The following is a 20701-nucleotide window of genomic DNA, read 5'->3' as shown; positions in this document are numbered from 1 at the left end:
TGATGTGAAGGAATGATTCCATGTGCGCTAAATATGTAGCTGCCATCGATCAAGGCACCACCTCCACCCGGTGCATCATCTTTGACCATGATGCCAACCAAGTTGCCGTCGGGCAGTTTGAGCATGAGCAAATTTTCCCAGAACGTGGCTGGGTAGAGCATGATCCCAAAGAGATTTGGGATAACGTCCGACGCGCAGTCGGTGCAGCCCTCGCCGATTCAGACATCGGCCGTGAAGATGTGGTAGCCGTGGGTCTAACCAACCAGCGGGAAACCACCATCGTGTGGGATAAAAACACTGGGGATCCGGTGTATAACGCGATTGTCTGGCAAGATACCCGGACCACCCCGATCTGTAAGGAACTCATGGGTGAGGACGGGCCAGATAAGTGGCAAAAAACCACCGGCCTGTTATTGAATTCCTATCCGGCGGGTCCTAAGATCAAGTGGATTTTAGACAACGTCGATGGGGCGAGGGAACGGGCTGAAGCCGGAGACTTGCTCTTTGGAACTATTGACACGTGGTTGTTGTGGAACCTTACCGGCGGCGCTGACGGGGATGAGGGGAACCCGGCAATCCACGCGACAGATGTCACCAATGCCTCTCGGACCTCGCTCATGGATCTACGGACTCTGCAGTGGGATGAAGAGATCTGCCAGGCTATGGGCATTCCCATGTCTATGCTTCCGGAGATTCGCCCTTCCGTGGGGGACTTCGGAAAGGTGCGGGCTCGTGGTTCCCTCGGCGGAGTCCCGATCCGCGCAATCTTGGGTGATCAACAATCCGCCATGTTTGGGCAGGGATGTTTCCGCCCGGGTGAGGCCAAGAACACCTATGGCACTGGTTTGTTCCTTTTGCTGAACACCGGCACCACCCCGAAGTGGTCGGATAATGGTTTGCTCACCACCGTGTGCTATCAGGTGGAGGGCGAAAAACCGGTGTATGCCTTGGAAGGGTCGGTAGCTATTGGCGGCTCCCTGGTGCAGTGGTTGCGAGATAGTCTCCAGATCATCCCTAATGCCGCGAGCATTGAAAATCTAGCCCGCGAAGTCAAAGACAACGGTGGGGTCTATATTGTCCCTGCTTTCTCTGGGCTTTTTGCCCCGCGTTGGCGACCTGATGCCCGAGGCGTGATCGTCGGACTTACTCGATTCGCTAATCGGAAGCATTTGGCGCGCGCTGTTTTGGAGGCTACCGCCTACCAAACCCGAGAAGTCGCTGACGCAATGGTGGCGGATTCCGGCGTGGAAATCACCGAGCTTCGCGTCGACGGTGGAATGACCATGAACGAATTGCTCATGCAATTCCAGGCAGATATTTTGGGAACAAAAGTTACTCGACCCAAGAATATCGAAACCACCGCAGCAGGTGCCGCCTATGCTGCCGGTATTTCCGTCGGCTATTGGGATTCCCTCGATGTTCTGCGGGAACAAAGCGCCGGGGAAACCTCCTGGAAGCCTAAGATGGAGCAATCTGAGGTGGACCGTCTCTATGCGGAATGGAACCGGGCCGTGGAACGCTCCTATAACTGGGAAGAAGATACTGAGGATTCGTCCGCAGCACTCTAATCCCGCGTGGTGAAAACCCCGGCACGATAGCCGGGGTTTTTCTCTGCCCGACGCGTTTCTCAGCCTTAGCTCTATGCGGCGAGTAAACTAAGACCCATGAAAAAACAGCCTTTGCTGGTTGCCAGTGATATTGATGGCACCCTCATTAACTCCCAAGATCGGGTACTTCCTCGGGTCTATGATGTTATTGAAAGAGCAGCAGAGGCTGGCACTGAAATTGCTTTAGCGACGGGGCGTCCCCACCGCTGGATAGAGCCGGTTTTAGAGCAGTTGCCCATTCGCCCGGTGTGTGTCTGCGCTAATGGGGCGGTTCTTTATGACTCTAAATACCACCGCATAGTGCGCGCCCACGAGCTGTCGCCAGAAGCACTATCCCAGGTAGTGAGCGCGGCGCGGGAGGCCTTAGCACCCTATGGCGGAGTTAAAGTCGCAGTTGAGCGCGCCGGGACAGGCGATGCTTTTGATGATGACCCGCGGGAGCTATTCGTCGTCACTCCGGGTTACTTCCACCTCTGGGGGAATCGGGAATTTGGAGAACAGCGGGAAGAACGCGCCCTTTCCCAGCCTGCAATCAAGTTGCTGCTCCGGAACACAGATCTGCAAGCTGCGGAGATGTATCGACTCGTCCAACCGGCAGTAGACCCGAAACTAGCGCATGTGACCTACTCCATGGATGCGGGGATCTTGGAAGTAGCTGCACCGGGGGTTAATAAAGCCCACGGAGTGGCGGAATTGGCACGAATGCATAAGGTGCCGCAACAACGGGTCCTCAGCTTCGGGGATATGCCGAATGATATTGAGATGTTGCGCTGGGCCGGCTGGGGTGTGGCGATGGCTGGTGCTCGCGAGGAGGTAAAAGCAGCGGCCGATGAAATCACCACATCACATGATGATGGTGGCGTGGCTGACGTGCTAGAACGGTGGTTTTAGCTAAGCTGGGACCTCATGGACAATCCACAAGCTGTTGATTTGATTGTTGTAGGTTCTGGTCTTTTTGGCCTTACCATCGCCGAGCGTGCTGCTGAGCAGCTCGGGAAGAAGGTGCTCATTGTGGAGCGACGTGAGCACCTAGGTGGAAACGCCTACTCAGAGGCGGAACCTCGCACCGGGATTGAAATTCATAAATACGGGGCTCATCTCTTCCACACCTCAAACAAACGGGTGTGGGATTATGTGAATCAATTCACATCATTTACGGATTATCAGCACCGTGTTTTCGCGATGCATGACGGCACCGCCTATCAATTCCCGATGGGTTTGGGCCTCATCAACCAGTTCTTCGGCAAATACTATTCCCCCGAAGGAGCGAAACAGCTCATCAAAGACCAGACTGATGGCTTAGATCCTCAAGCGGCAAAGAACCTTGAAGAAAAGGCCATTAGCCTTATTGGCCGGCCGCTATATGAGGCTTTTATTCGGGATTACACCGCTAAGCAGTGGCAGACTGACCCCAAGGATCTTCCGGCTGGAAACATCACCCGGCTGCCGGTGCGCTATACCTTCAATAATCGCTATTTCAATGACACCTACGAGGGGTTGCCGGTTGACGGGTACGCCGCCTGGTTGGAAAACATGGCTGACCATCCCAATATTGAGGTGCGGTTGAACACGGATTGGTTTGAGGTTCGCGAGGATGTGCGTCGAGCCAACCCAGAGGCGCCCGTGGTGTACACCGGGCCGTTGGATCGCTACTTTAACTATTCCGAGGGGACCTTGGGGTGGCGGACCTTGGACTTTGAAACAGAGGTGCTTGAGGTGCCAGATTTCCAGGGCACCCCGGTAATGAACTACAACGACGCCGATGTTCCTTATACCCGGATTCATGAATTCCGGCATTTCCATCCAGAGAGAGAAGATCGGTATCCCAAGGACAAGACGGTGATTATGAAAGAGTATTCCCGTTTTGCTGAGGAAGGAGATGAACCCTACTACCCCATTAACACTCCCGAGGATCGAGAAATGCTCGTGCGCTATCGGCAAAGAGCGGCCCAGGAGGCGGCAGAAAACAAGGTCCTGTTTGGCGGGCGTCTAGGAACGTATCAGTATCTGGATATGCACATGGCTATTGCCGCAGCGCTAAGTTTGTTCGATAACACCCTGGTGCCGTATTTTCAGGAAGGGCAGCCCATTAGTCAGGAGCGCGGGCATTAAACTCCCCCGGTAGGTAGAGTGAAAAAAGCATGGATTCATCGCCGGATGTTGCTCGCCGAAATATCCTCCAATACGCCTACCTCACCGCCATTATCCTGCTGGTTTTCCTTCTCCCGCTAGGCGCACATTACTTTTTGGCGCCCATCCCCGCGGGATGGACCATCCTCATTGCCTTAGCGTTATTAGCTTTTTTAGGAGGAATGCTCGACGCCTACTTATTCCGGTTCACCTGGAGCTTCTCTCTGATTTTCGGGGCGGCTTTTTGGCTGAGTGCCGCCCTTTTTTATCCTCATGGGTCGTGGATATACGGCGTCATCTATGTCCTCCTAGCCTTGGTCGGCGGCAAAGTCTGTGACCGCAGCTCAGCATCGGAGTAGCCATGGAGTCCTGGAAGTTTCACCACCCAACTCACGGGCTTTATGAGGTTCAACTGGGCTATGACAAGGAATTCGCTCACGAATATCCCGATTGGCCGGTGAAAGCGGAGCAGATCAGGGACTTTGAACCCGTGCCAGTTCATGCTGGCTGGATACGTCGGTTGAGATTGTGGCGAGCTAATCCGCCCAGGAGGGTACAAATCCTGCATGAGTCTCAACCTGTTCTGCGCTTGGAGCGAGTGCCTCAGGGCCGTCAATCCTTAGAGCCCCAAGACGTAGATCAGTTGCACAGTCCCATGGGCGCAGTGCCGGGGAAGCCAATGTTGGTGTTCCAGCGCACCAAAGATTCCCAAGTGCTGAGTTTGACTTATAAAGAGGCTCAAGAACTTGTGGAATGTGATCCTCCGCCGGGGTCCCGGGGAGAAAAATATCTGCGTGCTCTTCGTAGCTCCCGGCTTAAGCGGTTTATCTATCCCGTGGTCTTGGGGTTAGGGAAATCCTTCTGGGCTATCTTTCTTCTAGTTATCATGCCCATCCTTGGGAAATATCTGGATCCGCTGATTGAGTGGTTCTTAAGCTTTCTTCCAGATTTTCCAGCACTCCCAAGTCCGCCGGAGATCTGGATCCCCATTCCCTATTTTCCTGATATTTGGTTACCCACTTTTGAGCTTCCTCAGTGGCAGGTGCCAGCCTGGGTGAGTGCAGTCATGGAATACCGGAGGATATGGTTACCTCTCCTCCTTGGGATAGGTGCGGGGGTGACGGCATTGCGCAACCACCGTAAATCCGAGGAATTTAAAAGAAAGCGGCAGTTGGCAGCACCGGATCAATCCTCAGAGAACTCAGCTCCTCGTTAGCGGGGAGGGTCAGATAATCCGTTCCCCTATGATGCAGAACCCGGTGCCCATTGTCCCCAATCTTGGGCGTAGACGTTATTGATGTCTACGGTGACTCCATCAATTTGGGCTTGCCAGCCCCCTACCTGGTGAATCTGTGCTTTGGGGTGGATATTGCCTTGGGAACCCCAGTCATGCTGCCAGAAATAGGTGCCCAGGCCATCGCCTAAAGCCCACTCAATGGTGGGGTAGTTGGCATATACCCCTAGGTGAAGTCCGACGGCTTCAAGTGCTGCTTTAAAGGCTTGAAGATAGGGGCGAATCTGTTGGGTGTATTGGGTCTCTGTGGGATTATCGTCAATTCCCACATAGATGGGACGCCCGGTGGGACCTCCGGCGGCGAGATGAAGTTCTACCGCTTGGGGGGCGTGTTTAAGAGCTCCGGCCGCCCCGGCTGCCCAATCCGCATTCTTCCCGGCATTGGATTCATAGACGCTAGCTACCTTGAGGCCGTGAGCTGCGAAGTCCAGGGTTTCTGTGAGTTTGACTGGTTTTCCTAATACCCAGGACTCATTTCCCGGCAGGGGGCGGGTGACGTAGCGTACGGCTCCCATGTGTCCAGCGGCTTTAATGGCAGCTGCGCTGGGCACCCCGGTGGCATAGTCGAGGACGGTGCCGAGTACCGGCCGAGTGGGATCGACGGCGGCTAGCGCGCGGGGAGTGGCTGTTGCCACTACACCTGCTGCAAGGCCCATGGCTCCGGCGCGGAGTAGGGATCGGCGGGTTAGTGGGCGAGAGGGGAATGAAGCGGGCATAACAACATCTTCCACATTAGTCACACAATTACCGACAGTAACTTTAGCAACTTTTGAAAAAATCGAAAGTCTTGGGAACTAGTGAATGTATGTATCCGACATGTTGTACGTGACTATTGATAGTGTTCATACCTCCTCTGCTCTTGATGCCATAGAGCCCGGGCATCGCTATTCCTGGCGAGCAACACTGCATCGCGTCCATGTCATCGCCGGGATTTTTATTGCTCCATTTCTCCTGATCGCGGCTATTACGGGTTTTCTCTATGCTTTTGCCCCCAGCCTGGAAAAAGTGATTTATCAGGAAGAAATGTCTGCGCCTGCGGCAGCTGAAGGGAAACCAGCACTGCCCATAGCTCAACAGGTGGCGGCTGCTGAAGCTGAGCGCCCCGGAGAACATGCCACGGCAATTCAAATTGCTGCTGATTCTCAGCACAGTAACCGGGTGATGTTTAAGGACCCGCAACTTATCTCCAGTAGCTATCGCCACGCTGTTTTCGTCGATCCAGGCGACGCCAGTATTCGAGGTGATCTCGTACAATATGGTTCCTCCGCAGCCCTTCCGTTCCGGGCTTGGTTATCGGAGGGACATCGTCGATTGTGGCTCGGCGACGTCGGGCGGATTTATAGCGAAACCGCTGCTAGCTGGATGGGTGCACTTACCCTCATGGGCCTATGGCTGTGGTGGGACCGCAATCGAGGGAAGCGGACTGGATCTACCACACGTCGGGCGCGATTTATGCGCTGGCATTCGTGGACCGGAACGGTGTTGGCGGCGGGATTCTTATTCTTGACGGTTACCGGGTTGACGTGGTCAATGGTGGCCGGGGCGGATATCACCGCAGTGCGGGAAAAGGCAGCGTGGGTGGCGCCTACTCCGGAGACCACGGTGAGTGCCCAGGCTGCACCTGCCGCATCTTCGACCGGGGTGGATTGGAGTCAGGCAGACACCGTTCTTAGCCAAGCCCGAGCAGAGGGGTTAACTGGAAAATTGGAGCTCACTGCCCCAACGAAACCGGGACAGGCGTGGACGGCTAAAGAGGCTCGTCAGGAATGGCGCACAGACATGAACACCATTACCGTTGATGGGCGCACCGGCCAAGTGGTAGACCAGGTGCGCTGGCAAGACTGGCCAATCATGGCGAAGTTCGCTGAATGGTTCATCAACGCACACATGGGGATTCTCTTTGGCTGGGTTAACCAGCTTGTTTTGGGAATCACGGCGCTGGGCCTAACAGCCCTCATCGTATGGGGATGGCTCATGTGGTTTGCTCGTGCGCGCCGCGGACACCGTGTGGGATCACTACCATCCCCCGTGGGGCTTCGACGCATCCCTCCGCTTTTCGTTGTGTGCTGCATTCTTTATTCTCTGGTGGCCCCGCTATTCGGCCTAAGCTTCCTTCTTTTCCTCCTCCTCGATGGTGGATACCGTGCTCTTACGCGGGGGAGACGATAGGCTTTTAGTCATGAATAATCTTCTCGATACCCTTTTGTTCTTCTACTATGTCCTGAGCAATCCCATCGCCTACTGGCCAATGCCGTTATAGGTTAAGCATTCCACTCAGCAGCGCTCCGAGAATTAGATAGGAGTCCTATACTTGGCGCTAGGTAGTTCTTAAGGAAATTAGCCTCAGCGTGGAACTGGGCAGAACAGGAAGGCCGCATGATGAATTGTCAGCAAGTGAGAAAACGGGCTCTCTCGACGTTAAATAACCGAATCCCCCGTGCCGTCCTAGCCAGTTTCCTCGCTGCCATGGTGGTCATTTGTCTTTTGCTCAGGCGCGGCACGACGTGGACTTGGTGCATCTCCTTGGCAGTAGCCGTGGTGCTCTTTCTTCTTGCTTTTTACTGGGAAAAGCTAAGGTCAGAGAGGTATCCGGTGCCATCCACCTCATTCGGCACGATGAAGCGGTGGCCTCTATTCTGGGTTCTTGGCGTCCCACTTGTCATCTCACTACTACCCGAGAACTGGTGGCTATTGTTAGCTATTCCGGCAGGCGTTGTGACCTTTATTATCGTTTACCGCGCCGGAATACCCTCGGCGAAAGAACCGAACCTTGATGATCCTTCCTCTACCGAACCCGTGGATCTCATTAAAGTTGTTCTTGATGCAGCTCGCGCCACCACGAGAGACTCGGCGTTCGCCTCATACTTTGTCTCAGAGATCACGCAGCTTCCTGAACGAGAGGTTCTTGAGGTAGCTCAGCAAGACTCGGAAATAAAGGTGCGACCACGCCATGAAGCGATGACTCGAGCCGGCCGGGCCCAAACCCTTATGTGGTGCCCAACGTCATAGCAATCACACTGCAATTAATCACTATGTGAAAGATCAATCCACCCCAGATATTGCCGTGAAAGATACGGAGAAATGCGGCGACTAACCCAAAGGTCAGAAGATAGGGAAAGAGCAGATACATCAGGTGGGCTAGGCTAAAGCACACCGCGCTGAGGAGAACGGCCGCCCATTGACCCCACTTCTGGTCAAAGATGGAGTACAGCAGCCCCCGAAAGAAGAATTCTTCCCACAGCGGTGCGGCGATCCCTGCGCCGATGAACACCAACGCGATAATTGTTGGGCTCGTGAAAATCCCTGGGTCATTGAGAAATTGGGAGGGAATTTCCCCGCCTCCGGCTCCGAGGACCCCAAAAACTATCGCCTGAACTAGGATTAACCCCAGCAGCGCCACCGGAATTTGCCAGCAGAGGTGCCATAGGCGAGGAGTTGGTGGCACGATCCTAAGAGCAGCTGGGGGAATTTTCCAGTGGCGACACAGAAACCACAGGGTGAGGACAGCAGCAAAACCGTGGCAGGTGAGGGCCAGAACCACGGCGATTAAGGCGCTGTGACGGCTAGGGAGGAGGAGCCCTAGCGGGATGGCTGCAGCGAAAACCACGGCGGTGAGCAGAATGATGGCTAGCGCCGCTAGTACCGCGTTGCGCAGCGCCAAACCCGGTAGAGGAGAACTAGGCGAAGGCATGAGGAGAGACCTGATCTGAGTGTGTTGCCTTCTGGATGGCGCGGACTATCTGGGTTTTATTCTCAGCGTTGAGTATTTCTTCCCGCAGGCCACGACGCGCTAAAGCTTTGGCAAGTTTCGCCAAGATTTTCAGATGTTGGTTTCCCGCACCCTCAGGAACAGCAATAAGGAAAAGTAACCGGGCCGGGGAATCGTCGGGCGTATTCCACTCAACCCCTGGCTTAGTAGTGCGTGCACACACCAGCACCGGCGCGCTGACACCAGCACAACGAGCGTGCGGAATAGCCACCCCATGTCCGACGGCGGTAGAACCTTTACGCTCTCTTTCCAAGGCCGCAGAAACCACAGCCTTAGGATCATTGATCCGACCTACGTGAGAAGCACTATCGACCATTGCGGTGATGGCGGCTGTAGAGTCAGGGAACTTAACGTCAAGGAGGACGGTGTCCTCAGAAATCAGAGCGGAAGAAGATGAGCTGGGGGTGGGTTCTCGACCCACGAAAAGCATGATTAAACCAGCATTCACCGCAACACCGCAGGCCAAAGCCAGGAAGAACCACGCAACCCCATCGACAGCACCGAGCACCGCCACTATGGGGCCACCATGCATCACATGGTCAGTAACTCCCCACCATCCGGCAAGAGCTCCTGCTATAGCTCCACCGGCTACGTTGGCGGGAATAACGTGAAGGGGTCGGGCGGCGGCCAAGGGAATAGCGCCCTCGGTAATACCAAAACAGCCCATAAATAATGCGGCTATTCCAGAGTCTCGTTCTGGTTGACTAAAACGGTGGCGGCGGATGAGCGTAGCTACTCCCACGGCTAACGGAGGGACCGCGATGGCCGCTGCAGCCATGCCCATGGGGTGGGGGTTGCCGGCGGCAATGAGCCCACCGCCAAAGAGAAAGGCTGTCTTGTTAAAAGGACCACCCATGTCAAAGGCAATCATGGCGCCGATGACAGCACCGAGGATGATGGCGGACCCTCCATCTAGGCCAGCAAGGCCGCGGGTAAGCGCTTCAAAAAGTGCAGCGACGGGGTGGCCGATGATGTAGATAAAGAGCAGCCCCACAATCAGAGTAGTGAGAATAGGAATGACGATGATCGGCCAAATCGGGGCCACGTATTTGTTGACCGGGATTTTTCTAATCCCTAAAGCCACATAGCCGGCGAGGATGCCGGTGATGATGCCGCCGATAAAACCCGTACCCGTCTCGGAACCATACAGCTCCCCGTTGACTGCGATCAGTCCAGTAATAAAACCCGGGGCTAAACCGGGACGATCAGCAATAGCCTGGGCAATAAAAGCAGAAAGCACCGGAACCATCAGGCTAAAGGCTAGGGTTCCTACCTGTTCAATGACTTTCCACCACGAGTCCTCTGGGATAGCTAGTCCCTCGGTCGTTGGTTGCCCACCTAGTGATAACGCAATGGCCAGCAATAAACCACCGGTTACAACAAAAGGAACCATGTGAGAAACACCGCTCATCAAGGCACGGTACAGGGTAATCCCCACGGTCTTGAGCCCACTACTGTCTCCGTTTACTGTGCTGGATTCAGCTTCGTCGTGTTGAGAGGTCTCGCTGCTAGCAACCGGAGCTGAAAGTGCTTTTTCCAGACAGCCTCGGGGGTCCTTAATAGCAGCATCCACCCCCGTAGCTAGCAGTCTCTTCGCGTGAAAACGAGAACGCTCAATACTGGTATCTGCGGCAATAAGAACCGCGTCGGCTTCCTGAATCTCCGATTTTGAGAAAGTACCCTCAACACCAATCGACCCGTGAGTTTCCACCCTTAACCGAATCCCCAGTTCGGCAGCGGCAGCCTCAAGATTTTCTGCCGCCAAATAAGTATGGGCTATCCCCGTGGGGCACGCAGTAATAGCTAAGACCAGAGGTTCGTCATTATCCATATCCTCTATAAGATCACACCCATGGATCAGATGGTGTGGCACCTATTTATCGCCAGCCGGGACCACGTCCCCCACGTACTAAGCACCCTCATCATAGGGTGGACTGACCTTTTCCGCCCTGCCCTAACGACTCTCTACGCCTTACTAATCACTATTTACCTTGGTTTTCGGCGTTCTTCCTGGGTTCTCTTTCCTGCGCTCTGTCTCCTAACGTCGGCGATGATCTGCGAAGTCCTCAAGCGAGTGATAGATCGTCCCCGACCACCCTCCGCCTACCATCTCGTCTCCGAAACGTCGGCATCTTTCCCCTCGGGTCATGCCACAGCGGTATGCAGCTTGGCGATGGTCGCCACGTTGTTGTGTGTGCGTTGGCGTCGACTGATCGTGACTCTGGCATGGGTTAACGCCCTCGGAATCATGCTCTCCCGGCTCTATGTGGGGGTTCATTGGTGCACTGACGTGATAGCTGGGGCAGTGCTGGGGGTGGTGTGCACCTTTGCCCTCTGGGTTTTGTGGCAAAAACTACATTCTCGCTTTAAAATAGCTAAGAAAACCTGAAGTCTATTGTCAGAGGGAGGGGAGTGGTGATGCAGTGGATGCGCTTCTTGACAGTAATCCTCAGCCTATTTTTGCTGGCAAGTTGTTCCACTCTAAGATCCGGAACCGGTGTCCCTGAGTTGAACTCCCCCTCACCAGGAGCGACGTCATCTGCTGGTGAAACTCCTTCATTTGATCCAGAATTCAGTCCGGAAGTACGCGGCGCTGGAGGAATAGCACTAGCCACTATTGCCCAGCAACAGCAGCTCATTAACCGCGCTCTGGACCAATCACCGCATACGGAGCAACGTTCTGGCCAGATGCGAACGGATCGAGTGGGTGTCCCCGAGGGGATAGATAAGGACAGTGCAGACCGCGCAGAGCGTGCTGAAGCCAGTCAATCGGATTCGGAGTGTCGGGTATTTTGGCCCTCTGAGGTGCCGGTGTGCGGGGCCATCGCAGAATCCTATGCTCACCAAGGCGGGGCAGGTAGCGTTTTATTATGGCCGGTAGAAGAAGCCCAGAAAACAGCAGACGGCAAGGGGGTTATTCAAAAATTCCGGAATGGATTTATGGTGTGGACACCGAGCACGGGGGCCTACGCCATGAAGATGGAAATAGCTCAAGCCTGGGAGCGCCAAGGCTGGGATACCGGAAAGTTAGGTTTCCCCGTGGCAGAAGCGATAGTTCACGAGGAAACCGGCAACTTGGCGGAAGAGCCTGACCAGGAGTCACCACCCCCTAGTGGTCCTATACTTCAGGAATTCCAAGACGGCTATATTGCGTGGAATTCTTTTGCTCCGGCTGTGGTGCTCGGCAAAGAAATTGGTCATCACTTAGTAACGCAATGGCACAGTGAACCTTTTCTAGGGAGTATGCCCATCAGCGATGAAAAGCCTACGGAAGATGGGAAAGCTCGATCGGTCGAAACCAATTTAGGGGCTATTTATTTTCACCCGGATCATGGAGTGCATGAGGTGAAAAACCTCATCTATGAGGTGTATTTGCAAAATGGTGCAGAACGTGGGCGGTACGGATACCCAGTGAGTGATGCTGACGAATATGATCCACACATTCCTCAGAAATTTGAGGGTGGTGCTATCTCTTTGCCGGAAGAACTAGAAAAACGGGGTACGAGCATCGTAGATGGACAAGAGATCAGCAATCTATTGATTGATTCACTTAAGCGCCGTGGGTTGTGGCATAAAGCTGCCGAAATTGGTCAGTAATCTTACTAAGCGAAGGCGGTGGGTCAGCGTTGGTGGAGGACTCCTCGACGTCGTGCTTCATTGACTGCCGCTGTCCTGTTGTCTACTCGCAGTTTTCGATAGATATGGATGAGGTGTCTGCAGATCTCGACCCGGCCTCCATTATGGTTGCATCCTGCTCAGGATGGATGAGGGTGTGGTCAAAGACCTCCAAGAGTGCCTCCACTCCCTGAGTGAATAGGAGATTGACTCGAGCAGGCTGTGACAAGGGGATTGTTCCCAGACGGATCCGAGAAGATGCCGATGTTGACGGGATGTTAGTTACAGTGCAGGGAATTAGGAGCCCTATTAGGTTCTTCAAACTGTACAAAGTGTCCTTACGCAGTTGTGTTTGACGATATAGAGGGAAAGGCAGCATTATATATCCTTTTCTAATGTGGATTCCTCGGCACCTGCGTAAAAGATGGGTCGCATGGTTGACACGTTTTTTCAGGGGGAGCGCCTCAATTGTCTCTGCTGCCTGTGACTCACAGAACCTGCTGTATTTTCATTGCTGTAGCGCGCATGGAGCGGATAACATCATCTTTCCGCGAATCGGGAAGGCGACTATGAATAGTAGAAACGCTCAATGCGACTAGTCGGTTTTTCGTCCCCTTCGGAACCAGAATCGCTGCTCCAGATAGTCCAGGTAACACGTAGTCGTCCCCGTAGAGGAAACCATCTTCTAAGTATTGGGCGAGGGCTTTACGTATCAGCGACTGGTGTTGTTCCGTTCCGATCTCCGACCACTCAGGACGCTCGGTTCGTGCGAGGTTTTCAAGCATTCGCTCCTGCTGTTCCCTGGGGAGCTGAGATAATATGGCGATACCACTATAGGTCGAGCTCAAGGGCTGAATGTCTCCCACCTCGACAGTCTGCATGCGAATAGGAAATCCTCCATGGGCTCGTACTAGGTAATAGACACTGTCAAAGTACTGCATGGCGATATAGACGGTGTCCCCGAGCTGGTCAGCAAGATTTTGGGTGATCTTTTGCAGTTCTGAGGCACATTGCAAAGGAGTGGGGGCTGCTAATCCCAGTAACCCTAGACGACCCCCTAGGGTGTAGCGTTTATTCTCCAGCTGCTGCACATACCCCAGGGCCTGTAGATCGCTAAGGATTCGGTGGACTGTAGGGCGGGGAATGTCCGTGTCCTCCGCGAGATCCAGCAGACGGATACCTTTCGGCCCGGCTGACGCAACCGTTTCCACGATGGTGGCTGCTCGGGCCAGGACATGGCTGCGATTTATCTCATTCTTCACAATTCCCATTCTCTCCTAAATACCAGCTGAAACACTGAAACATCAGAGTTGGTGAATATTCCTTTTGTAACTGCTTTTTCTTGACGTAGAGGGCTAGTCCTCAGCTTAGATCTTATATAAAGAGTCCGAATAATGGACTTTAAATGAGTTATTTTTTCACTCGCAGAGTCGGAGATGGCGTATAAAAACAGATGGGAAACAGTGAGGGGAGGGGTTGAGCGGAGGAACCGAAAGATCATTTTTACGTTTTTTGCACGAAAAAGCTTGCGTTATGACTCATTGTGCTTTAGCATTCAGTGGCAATGCAAAGTGATGAGTTGCACAAAAATAAATGTTCATCGAAAGTTCATTATATGAACTTTAATTTGCGATAACCATCCACGTGTTATCGGGTAAATAGCAACCCGTGCCCTCTTCCGCTGAACAAAGGAACAGCATGACAACCTCTACAACCGCCGCTATCGTTACCCCCACGGCCTCAGCGTCTCCTGCTTCTAAAGTCACCCGTCGTCGATCTCTGCTTGCCACTGGATTGGGTAACGTCCTGGAATGGTTCGACTGGGCAGTTTACGGAGTGTTCTCCACTTACATCGCGGGGGCTCTTTTCGATCAAGAAAACCCCGTTTCCGCACTGTTGTCTACTCTGGCGGTATTCGCTGTGGGCTTCGTCATGAGACCCCTTGGTGGCTATGTGTTCGGAAGGATTGCTGACCGCAAAGGACGTAAATGGGTTCTTTTGGTCACCATGCTCATGATGGCCAGTGGTTCGCTACTCATCGGCATCATTCCCAGCTACGAAACTATCGGCGGGGTTGCATCATTCTTACTACTGCTGGCTAGGTTACTTCAGGGATTTGCCCATGGTGGTGAAGCAACTGTTTCGAATGTTTATCTTCCTGAGATTGCCCCTCGTCACCGCCGTGCCTTCTACGGCTCCGCGATCGGCTTTGCCATGGGGCTGGGCACTATGGTTGCAATCTTGTTCGGTTCGGTTTTAACTAACATGTTCGACTCGATGGTCATGAAAGAGTGGGGATGGCGTCTCCCATTCATCTTCGGCGGACTGCTAGCAGTAGTAGTTCTGTGGCTCCGCCGCAACATGATGGAGTCTGAGGTTCATGAGGCACATGTCGAAATCTCTCAGACGGCCAAGACTTTGGATGACATAACCCTTACTCAGGGCAATACGGCAGTAACTGCAGAGGTCAGTAAGGTTAGTGTCGTAGTTGAATGGCCGAACCGGAAGACTTTTATCAAAGCAGTCGAAGTTTTCTTTTACATGGCTGGCACCACTCTGCCGTACTACATCTGGTCCTCTTATGCGGCGACCTATGCCATCACTCAAAAAGATATGGACCCAGCCGGTGCTTTTACTGCATCCCTAGGAGCCATGGCAGTCAATTTGGTACTCGTGCCAATCATGGGTCTGGTTGCAGACAAGATTGGACGACGCATTCCAGTTCTAGTTTATGCTCTTGCCACGGCCGCATTAACTGTTCCTGTCTTTGCGATGATCAACGACAACCCCTGGACTTTATTTATCGCCCAGGCCCTCATGATGGGACTTAGCGCTTGCATTGGTGGAACTCAGCCAGCCATGCTGGCCGAGCAGGTTCCCACCCGCTACCGCGCCCTTATCATGGGAACCGCCATGCCGTTGGCAGTTGCCCTTTTTGGTGGTACTGCCCCCTATCTCAACACCTGGCTGGCCTCTATCGATATGTTCTGGCTATTCGACGGTTACATCATCGCTATGACTCTCGGCACCGCTATTGTCGTGGGCTTCCGCTGGAAGGAAACCAAGGGAATCCGCCTCGCTGAAGCCGGATAACCGAACATTTTAAGAAACCAGGAGTATTCATGCTTACGCAGGACTTGATGATACCGCGCACTATCACTATCAACGATGTAGAAATTACTTATTACGACTCTGAAGACACCCGGAACCATCCCGATGACGTGCTTGTTCTCATCCACGGTACCTTAGGTTCTACCGCTGCTCATTTCGGATTCCTTTACCCGGTGCTCGCAGCCCGACAGCGAGTTATTTCCATCGACTGGGCTCAGGTCGACTCCACTCGCCCCCTGGAGACCGATGATCTAGCCGATCAGGTTACCGCGACAATTCAGCGTTTGCTGCCCGGTCGGAAGGTTGTGTTGCTGGGTTACTCGCTGGGCGCAGTAATTGCAGCTAAAATCGCTGCAGATCATCCTGATCTGGTTGAACGCCTTATCCTCGTGGCCGGTTGGATCCGTACCGATCTTCAGCAGATTCTGCGAAACGACGTGTGGCACGCGCTTCGTCGAGCAGGGGATGAACAAGCACTTCGTGAATACTCTACCTTTTGCGCCTTCGGCGGCCCCTTCCTCGCTAGCAAGACTCTGTCCGAGATGCAGCCCGGAATGCAAGCCATGGTTTTCGATGAGTTCGGTGACCAGCAAATGGAACTGAATCGACGGATCGACATCACTGCCGAAGCTGAAACCATCACAGCCCCTACCCTGATAGTCTCCTGCATCCATGACCAGATGGTGCCTACCCGTCATCAACTCGCTCTGTTCGGGGCAATCGAGAATTCCCGTTATGTGGAGATCTCTGCTGGTCACGCTGTGGTTTTCGAGCGCCCCAGTGAACTCAGCCACCACATCCAGCAATTCATGGATAATCCGGACCAATACGATGCTGGGACCATCATCCCCACACCCAAACCGTAATCATCCAACCCAGCCTAAAAGGGAAGAACACATGACTACTACTGAAACTATCCGCACACGCACCGTCATCGTTGGTTCTGGTTTCGCAGGTCTAGGAATGGGAGCACAGTTCAAGCGCCACGGGGACCACGACTTCATCATCATCGAACGCGCTGATGACGTCGGCGGGACCTGGCGGGATAACACCTATCCAGGGGCTGCGTGCGACGTTCCCTCCCACCTTTACTCTTTTTCCTTCCATCCCAACCCCAACTGGTCCCAAGTCTTTTCGCCAGGTCCGGAAATCCAGACCTACTTGCAGAATTTCGCTCAAAAGGAAGGCCTCCTTCCTCATCTACATTTCAACCGAAACATGGTTAATGCTCGGTGGGAAGAGAAAGAGGGGCGCTGGTACATCACCACTGCCGGGCGAATATATATCGCACAATTTCTGATCACCGCAACCGGCCATCTAGCTGATGAGTCCTATCCCGCTATTCCTGGCCTCGAGAGTTTCACAGGTAAGAAATTCCATTCTGCCCGCTGGGATCACAATGTCAACCTGGAAGGCAAGCGGATTGGCGTGGTGGGAACAGGAGCCTCTGCTGTTCAGATTGTGCCAGAAATGGCCAAGATTGCGTCAGAGCTGGTTGTCTTCCAGCGTACCCCGAGCTACATCATTCCCCGGATGGAGCGTGAGTACACCGGCGGTGAGAAGCGGCTGTTCCAACGCAATCCCCGCACCATCGAAAATCTTCGCTCCGAGCTCTTCTGGGGAGGAGAAAACACTTTTGCTCAGCGACGTGCCATTCCTCGTTTCCTCGCCGAAGGGAAAAAAATGGCACTGGATCACCTCGCAGCCCAAGTAACGGATGAGGAACTTCGAGCAAAACTAACCCCCTCTTATGAACCCGGCTGCAAGCGTGTCCTGATCTCTAATACTTTCTATCCGGCTCTCCAGTCTCCCATAACCACTTTGGAAGCTTCCGCGTTAAGCAGTGTCAACGGGTCGACTGCTCGGGCAGCTTCCGGAGAAGAATACGAACTGGACATCTTAATCTTTGCCACCGGTTTTGAAGCTACAGAGCCTCCCTATGCCCAGCTCATCGACGGTCGCGATGGTCTCAACTTATCTGAGCATTGGAAAAGGGGCATGCAGGCGTACCAGTCGGTGGCAGTGGCTGGGTTCCCCAACCTGTTTTCTATCAATGGCCCGAACACCTCTCTAGGACACAACTCCATCGTCTACATTATCGAATCCCAAATCGAATACATCCTGGGCGCCATGGACTACATGTCTACCACTGGGGTGGACATCATCGAGCCCACCGTTGAGGCAGAAGAGGCCTATGTCGAACGAATCCAACGCAATGCCGCCGGCACTGTATGGCTTGATGGCGGATGTAACTCCTGGTACGTCGATCAGCGCACAGGCCGTTTGACTCTCATCTGGCCGGATTTCGGTTACGCCTTCCGCGACGCGAATGGAACATTCAATCCTGAAGGTTATGAGTTCAGCTACGTCTCCGCCACCGTCGCAGCCATCTCTTAACGAATTTTCCCCTAATAATTAAGGAGACAGAACATGAAGATCGATGCTTATGTGGTAGAAGAGATCAACGCAACACTAGTTCGTGAGACACTCACTATTGACGATCCCGGCCCGGGGGAGGTCTTGGTTAAGGTGGTTGCCACCGGTGTGTGCCACACGGATCTGAACACTCAATCCGGGGACATGCCCCTGCCACTACCAGGTGTCCTCGGACATGAAGGCTCCGGTGTTGTCGAAGCGGTAGGCGCGGGAGTAACTGAGGTCAAACCCGGTGACCACGTCATCATGGGTTGGCCCTACTGCGGCACCTGCCGCAACTGTGTCCGCGGTGAACACCGCTACTGCCTCAACATCGGTGCCGAACTGCTCGCTGGTGTACGTCTGCACGGACCCGATGCTGGTTCCTCGGCCTATACCAGGACTGACGGTACAGCGCTATCTGGGCATTTCTTCGGTCAGTCCTCCTTCGCCACCTATTCCTTGACCCGTGCGAATGCAGTGGTGAAAGTTGATAAGGATATTGACCTTGTACTGTTGGGTCCCCTGGCCTGTGGCATAACTACAGGAGCGGGCGCGGTGTTTAATACCGCCCAGCCTGGTCCGAACGAATCAGTTGTCATCATCGGGGCCGGAGCCGTCGGTCTGGCCGCGGTTATGGCAGCCTGTAACACCCCGGCAGCCACCATTATCGCGATGGACCTGCAGGACTCACGTCTGGAATTGGCCCGTGAACTTGGTGCCACCCATACCGTCAACACCCGTGAGAAGAATATTGTCGAGGCCGTCGCCGAGATCTGCGGTGGCCCAGCCGACTATGTCCTGGACTGCACCGGCAGCATCAAGGTTATCGAGCAGGCCGCGGACACCGTCGGACTGATGGGTACGTTAATTCTCGTTGGCGGTGCCCCGGCTGAGGCACGCTTTTCTCTTGACCACATGCGCACGCTATTTGGCAAGACCGTGGTTGGGACCCTGGGTGGTTCTTCAAACAGTCGCACTCTCATCCCTGGTCTGATCAAGCTGTACCGACAGGGGAGATTCCCCTTCGACAAGCTGATCACCACCTATAGCTTCGACGAACTCGAACTGGCCATCCACGATGTTCATGAGGGTGGCACCATCAAGGCCGTGCTCCGAATTGACGAAACAAACCAGTAACCCATAACTACTGAACCGACTACGCATTAAGGAAAGTAGCTGAAAACAATGACCGTTACTACACCTACTCCATATTCCGCTATCATCGCCGACCAGCTCTATATCGGAGGTTGGCGCGAGGGTACCTCTAAGAGGATTACTGCGACCACTAACCCCTTTAATGAAGAGACTATCGCTACTATTCGTCAGGCTTCAACAGACGATGTCGACGCTGCATACGAGATAGCTCAGGAAGCGCAAGCCAGCTGGGCTGCTCTGGCTCCGAGGGAGCGTGCCCAGATCCTCACTAAGGCTGCCGATTGGATTGAGGAGCACCAGGAGGCCGTCGTCGAGCTGATTCGTGTGGAATCCGGCTCTACTGCCATTAAGGCCAATATCGAAACCAGTTTGGCGGTTGGGTCCCTCCGCGAAGCTGCCACCTTCCCGATCCGTATTACTGGTCAGATCTTACCATCGAATACCCCAGGTAAGGCTAACTACGTTTTCCGTGAGCCACTGGGTGTTGTAGGCGTTATCAGCCCGTGGAACTTCCCTTTCGCCCTGTCGATGCGGTCGGTGGCACCGGCTTTAGCGTGCGGTAATGCTGTGGTGCTAAAACCGGCTTCTGACACTCCGTTAACCGGCGGTTTACTGCTGGGCAAGATCTTCGAGGCAGCTGGACTGAGCGAAGGAGTACTTAATATTGTTGTTGGTGCGGGTTCCGAAATCGGTGATCACTTTGTCGAACATCCCATTCCGCGTTTGATTTCTTTTACTGGTTCCACCCCGGTAGGAAAGCAGGTTGGTGCTACGGCCACGGGTGGCAAATATATCAAGAAGGTGGCGCTAGAGCTTGGTGGGAATGCCCCGTTGGTAGTTCTTGAGGATGCTGATCTGGATCAGGCGGTTGGTGCGGCCGTGATGGGCAAGTTCCTCCACCAGGGTCAGATCTGTATGGCTGTTAACCGCATCATCGTTCAGGCACCGCTTTATGAGGAGTTTGTGGAGGCTTTCTCTAAGCGGGTACAGACCCTTACCTATGGTGACCAGTGTGATGATGCGACGGTTGTTGGCCCGGTCATCAACGATAGCCAGCTGTGTTCAGTGACTGAGAGGATTGAGCGTGCCCGCGCTGAGGGTGCCCGGGAGGTTGTTTCTGGGCCTGTTGAGGGTCGTGTCATCGCCCCACATGTTTTCGCTGACGTTACCCCGGCGATGGAGTTGTTCCGTGAGGAGATCTTTGGCCCCGTGGTTGGCATCGTCAAAGCTGAGGATGAGGTCCATGCTCTTGAGTTGGCTAATGACACTGAGTTTGGTCTTTCCTCTGCAGTGTGTACCCGTGACCTGGCCCGAGGATTGAACTTCGCTCGCCAGATTGAGGCTGGTATGACCCATGTCAATGACATCACGGTCAATGATGAGGCGCATGTGATGTTCGGTGGTGAGAAGAATTCTGGTTTGGGGCGTTTCAATGGTGAGTGGGCTATTGAAGAGTTCACCACCACCCACTGGGTTGGGGTGGCATCTGGTCAGAAACAATTCCCCTTCTAGCCGACCATGGGAAAGAAAAGGCGACAGCCTCCCGGCTAACAATATCGTCACCCAACGGAGAAGCAACAGCAGGTCAAAATGCGAAATACT

At 53.9% G+C, this 20701-nt stretch carries 18 protein-coding genes; 14 read left to right on the top strand and 4 right to left on the bottom strand.

All coding sequences use genetic code 11. The annotated features are described in order from the left end of the window. The first annotated feature begins 20 nt into the window (after positions 1 to 20). From glpK to GP475_RS11795, 5 genes are all read left to right on the top strand, one after another. Positions 21 to 1568 carry a glycerol kinase GlpK gene (gene glpK / locus GP475_RS11815; RefSeq protein ID WP_187974550.1) on the top strand — a complete coding sequence of 516 codons (1548 nt, stop codon included), beginning with the start codon at positions 21 to 23 and terminating at the stop codon, positions 1566 to 1568. A 96-nt stretch (positions 1569 to 1664) separates the two neighbouring features. Beyond that, a complete protein-coding gene (locus tag GP475_RS11810; RefSeq protein WP_187974549.1) occupies positions 1665 to 2498 on the top strand; it encodes an HAD family hydrolase in 834 nt (277 codons plus the stop codon). 15 nt (positions 2499 to 2513) lie between these two features. Further along, positions 2514 to 3719 carry a UDP-galactopyranose mutase gene (glf, locus tag GP475_RS11805; RefSeq protein WP_187974548.1) on the top strand — a complete coding sequence of 402 codons (1206 nt, stop codon included), beginning with the start codon at positions 2514 to 2516 and terminating at the stop codon, positions 3717 to 3719. Between the two features lie 29 nt (positions 3720 to 3748). After that, on the top strand, positions 3749 to 4096 hold the full coding sequence (locus tag GP475_RS11800; protein ID WP_187974547.1) for a hypothetical protein: 348 nt from the start codon (positions 3749 to 3751) through the stop codon (positions 4094 to 4096). A 2-nt stretch (positions 4097 to 4098) separates the two neighbouring features. Then, positions 4099 to 4953, top strand: coding sequence for a hypothetical protein (locus tag GP475_RS11795; protein WP_187974546.1), 855 nt, complete (start codon positions 4099 to 4101; stop codon positions 4951 to 4953). Positions 4954 to 4979: 26 nt separating this feature from the next. On the opposite strand, the gene GP475_RS11790 is transcribed toward GP475_RS11795, so the two are convergent. Beyond that, a complete protein-coding gene (locus GP475_RS11790; protein WP_224399759.1) occupies positions 4980 to 5771 on the bottom strand; it encodes a DUF1906 domain-containing protein in 792 nt (263 codons plus the stop codon). Between the two features lie 61 nt (positions 5772 to 5832). Between GP475_RS11790 and GP475_RS11785 the strand changes: the two genes are divergently transcribed. Both GP475_RS11785 and GP475_RS11780 read left to right on the top strand, forming a co-directional pair. After that, positions 5833 to 7200, top strand: coding sequence for a PepSY-associated TM helix domain-containing protein (locus GP475_RS11785; RefSeq protein ID WP_223144667.1), 1368 nt, complete (start codon positions 5833 to 5835; stop codon positions 7198 to 7200). Between the two features lie 207 nt (positions 7201 to 7407). After that, positions 7408 to 8040 (top strand): hypothetical protein, encoded by a 633-nt coding sequence (locus GP475_RS11780; RefSeq protein WP_187974544.1) that lies wholly within the window; start codon positions 7408 to 7410, stop codon positions 8038 to 8040. Here GP475_RS11780 and GP475_RS11775 read toward each other — a convergent pair. Both GP475_RS11775 and GP475_RS11770 read right to left on the bottom strand, forming a co-directional pair. Beyond that, complete coding sequence (locus GP475_RS11775) at positions 8018 to 8722, bottom strand: CPBP family intramembrane glutamic endopeptidase (protein ID WP_187974543.1); 705 nt, start codon at positions 8720 to 8722, stop codon at positions 8018 to 8020. The genes GP475_RS11780 and GP475_RS11775 overlap by 23 nt on opposite strands. Continuing rightward, positions 8709 to 10631 (bottom strand): fructose-specific PTS transporter subunit EIIC, encoded by a 1923-nt coding sequence (locus tag GP475_RS11770; protein WP_187974542.1) that lies wholly within the window; start codon positions 10629 to 10631, stop codon positions 8709 to 8711. Before GP475_RS11770 ends, GP475_RS11775 begins: the two co-directional genes overlap by 14 nt. A gap of 21 nt (positions 10632 to 10652) precedes the next feature. Between GP475_RS11770 and GP475_RS11765 the strand changes: the two genes are divergently transcribed. Together GP475_RS11765 and GP475_RS11760 are read left to right on the top strand one after the other, a co-directional pair. After that, positions 10653 to 11189 (top strand): phosphatase PAP2 family protein, encoded by a 537-nt coding sequence (locus GP475_RS11765; protein WP_187974541.1) that lies wholly within the window; start codon positions 10653 to 10655, stop codon positions 11187 to 11189. Between the two features lie 29 nt (positions 11190 to 11218). After that, positions 11219 to 12397: an LGFP repeat-containing protein gene (locus tag GP475_RS11760; RefSeq protein ID WP_187974540.1), complete on the top strand. Its 1179-nt coding sequence runs from the start codon at positions 11219 to 11221 to the stop codon at positions 12395 to 12397. A 506-nt stretch (positions 12398 to 12903) separates the two neighbouring features. Here the strand turns inward: GP475_RS11760 and GP475_RS11755 are convergent. Next, positions 12904 to 13686 carry an IclR family transcriptional regulator gene (locus GP475_RS11755; protein WP_187974539.1) on the bottom strand — a complete coding sequence of 261 codons (783 nt, stop codon included), beginning with the start codon at positions 13684 to 13686 and terminating at the stop codon, positions 12904 to 12906. Positions 13687 to 14113: 427 nt separating this feature from the next. On the opposite strand from GP475_RS11755, the gene GP475_RS11750 reads away from it, so the two are divergent. Genes GP475_RS11750 through GP475_RS11730 form a run of 5 tightly spaced genes read left to right on the top strand, consistent with a single transcriptional unit; the run spans position 14114 to position 20611 of the window. Further along, positions 14114 to 15508: an MFS transporter gene (locus tag GP475_RS11750; RefSeq protein ID WP_187974538.1), complete on the top strand. Its 1395-nt coding sequence runs from the start codon at positions 14114 to 14116 to the stop codon at positions 15506 to 15508. A 29-nt stretch (positions 15509 to 15537) separates the two neighbouring features. After that, positions 15538 to 16392: an alpha/beta fold hydrolase gene (locus GP475_RS11745; protein WP_187974537.1), complete on the top strand. Its 855-nt coding sequence runs from the start codon at positions 15538 to 15540 to the stop codon at positions 16390 to 16392. Positions 16393 to 16423: 31 nt separating this feature from the next. Beyond that, positions 16424 to 17923, top strand: coding sequence for a flavin-containing monooxygenase (locus GP475_RS11740; RefSeq protein ID WP_187974536.1), 1500 nt, complete (start codon positions 16424 to 16426; stop codon positions 17921 to 17923). Between the two features lie 33 nt (positions 17924 to 17956). Continuing rightward, on the top strand, positions 17957 to 19081 hold the full coding sequence (locus GP475_RS11735) for an NAD(P)-dependent alcohol dehydrogenase (protein WP_187974535.1): 1125 nt from the start codon (positions 17957 to 17959) through the stop codon (positions 19079 to 19081). A 48-nt stretch (positions 19082 to 19129) separates the two neighbouring features. Further along, positions 19130 to 20611 (top strand): aldehyde dehydrogenase family protein, encoded by a 1482-nt coding sequence (locus GP475_RS11730; protein ID WP_187974534.1) that lies wholly within the window; start codon positions 19130 to 19132, stop codon positions 20609 to 20611. Positions 20612 to 20701 lie beyond the last annotated feature (90 nt).

The organism is Corynebacterium poyangense, from assembly GCF_014522205.1.
Classification (GTDB): domain Bacteria; phylum Actinomycetota; class Actinomycetes; order Mycobacteriales; family Mycobacteriaceae; genus Corynebacterium; species Corynebacterium poyangense.
Note: the sequence above shows the minus strand (reverse complement) of the source record. Positions and strands in the feature narration are given on the sequence as shown.

Coding starts and splice junctions, on each gene's coding strand:
- glpK (WP_187974550.1), top strand. CDS start 21: ATGTGCGCTAAATATGTAGCTGCCATCGATCAAGGCACCACCTCCACC.
- GP475_RS11810 (WP_187974549.1), top strand. CDS start 1,665: ATGAAAAAACAGCCTTTGCTGGTTGCCAGTGATATTGATGGCACCCTC.
- glf (WP_187974548.1), top strand. CDS start 2,514: ATGGACAATCCACAAGCTGTTGATTTGATTGTTGTAGGTTCTGGTCTT.
- GP475_RS11800 (WP_187974547.1), top strand. CDS start 3,749: ATGGATTCATCGCCGGATGTTGCTCGCCGAAATATCCTCCAATACGCC.
- GP475_RS11795 (WP_187974546.1), top strand. CDS start 4,099: ATGGAGTCCTGGAAGTTTCACCACCCAACTCACGGGCTTTATGAGGTT.
- GP475_RS11785 (WP_223144667.1), top strand. CDS start 5,833: ATGTATGTATCCGACATGTTGTACGTGACTATTGATAGTGTTCATACC.
- GP475_RS11780 (WP_187974544.1), top strand. CDS start 7,408: ATGATGAATTGTCAGCAAGTGAGAAAACGGGCTCTCTCGACGTTAAAT.
- GP475_RS11775 (WP_187974543.1), bottom strand. CDS start 8,722: ATGCCTTCGCCTAGTTCTCCTCTACCGGGTTTGGCGCTGCGCAACGCG.
- GP475_RS11770 (WP_187974542.1), bottom strand. CDS start 10,631: ATGGATAATGACGAACCTCTGGTCTTAGCTATTACTGCGTGCCCCACG.
- GP475_RS11765 (WP_187974541.1), top strand. CDS start 10,653: ATGGATCAGATGGTGTGGCACCTATTTATCGCCAGCCGGGACCACGTC.
- GP475_RS11760 (WP_187974540.1), top strand. CDS start 11,219: ATGCAGTGGATGCGCTTCTTGACAGTAATCCTCAGCCTATTTTTGCTG.
- GP475_RS11755 (WP_187974539.1), bottom strand. CDS start 13,686: ATGGGAATTGTGAAGAATGAGATAAATCGCAGCCATGTCCTGGCCCGA.
- GP475_RS11750 (WP_187974538.1), top strand. CDS start 14,114: ATGACAACCTCTACAACCGCCGCTATCGTTACCCCCACGGCCTCAGCG.
- GP475_RS11745 (WP_187974537.1), top strand. CDS start 15,538: ATGCTTACGCAGGACTTGATGATACCGCGCACTATCACTATCAACGAT.
- GP475_RS11740 (WP_187974536.1), top strand. CDS start 16,424: ATGACTACTACTGAAACTATCCGCACACGCACCGTCATCGTTGGTTCT.
- GP475_RS11735 (WP_187974535.1), top strand. CDS start 17,957: ATGAAGATCGATGCTTATGTGGTAGAAGAGATCAACGCAACACTAGTT.
- GP475_RS11730 (WP_187974534.1), top strand. CDS start 19,130: ATGACCGTTACTACACCTACTCCATATTCCGCTATCATCGCCGACCAG.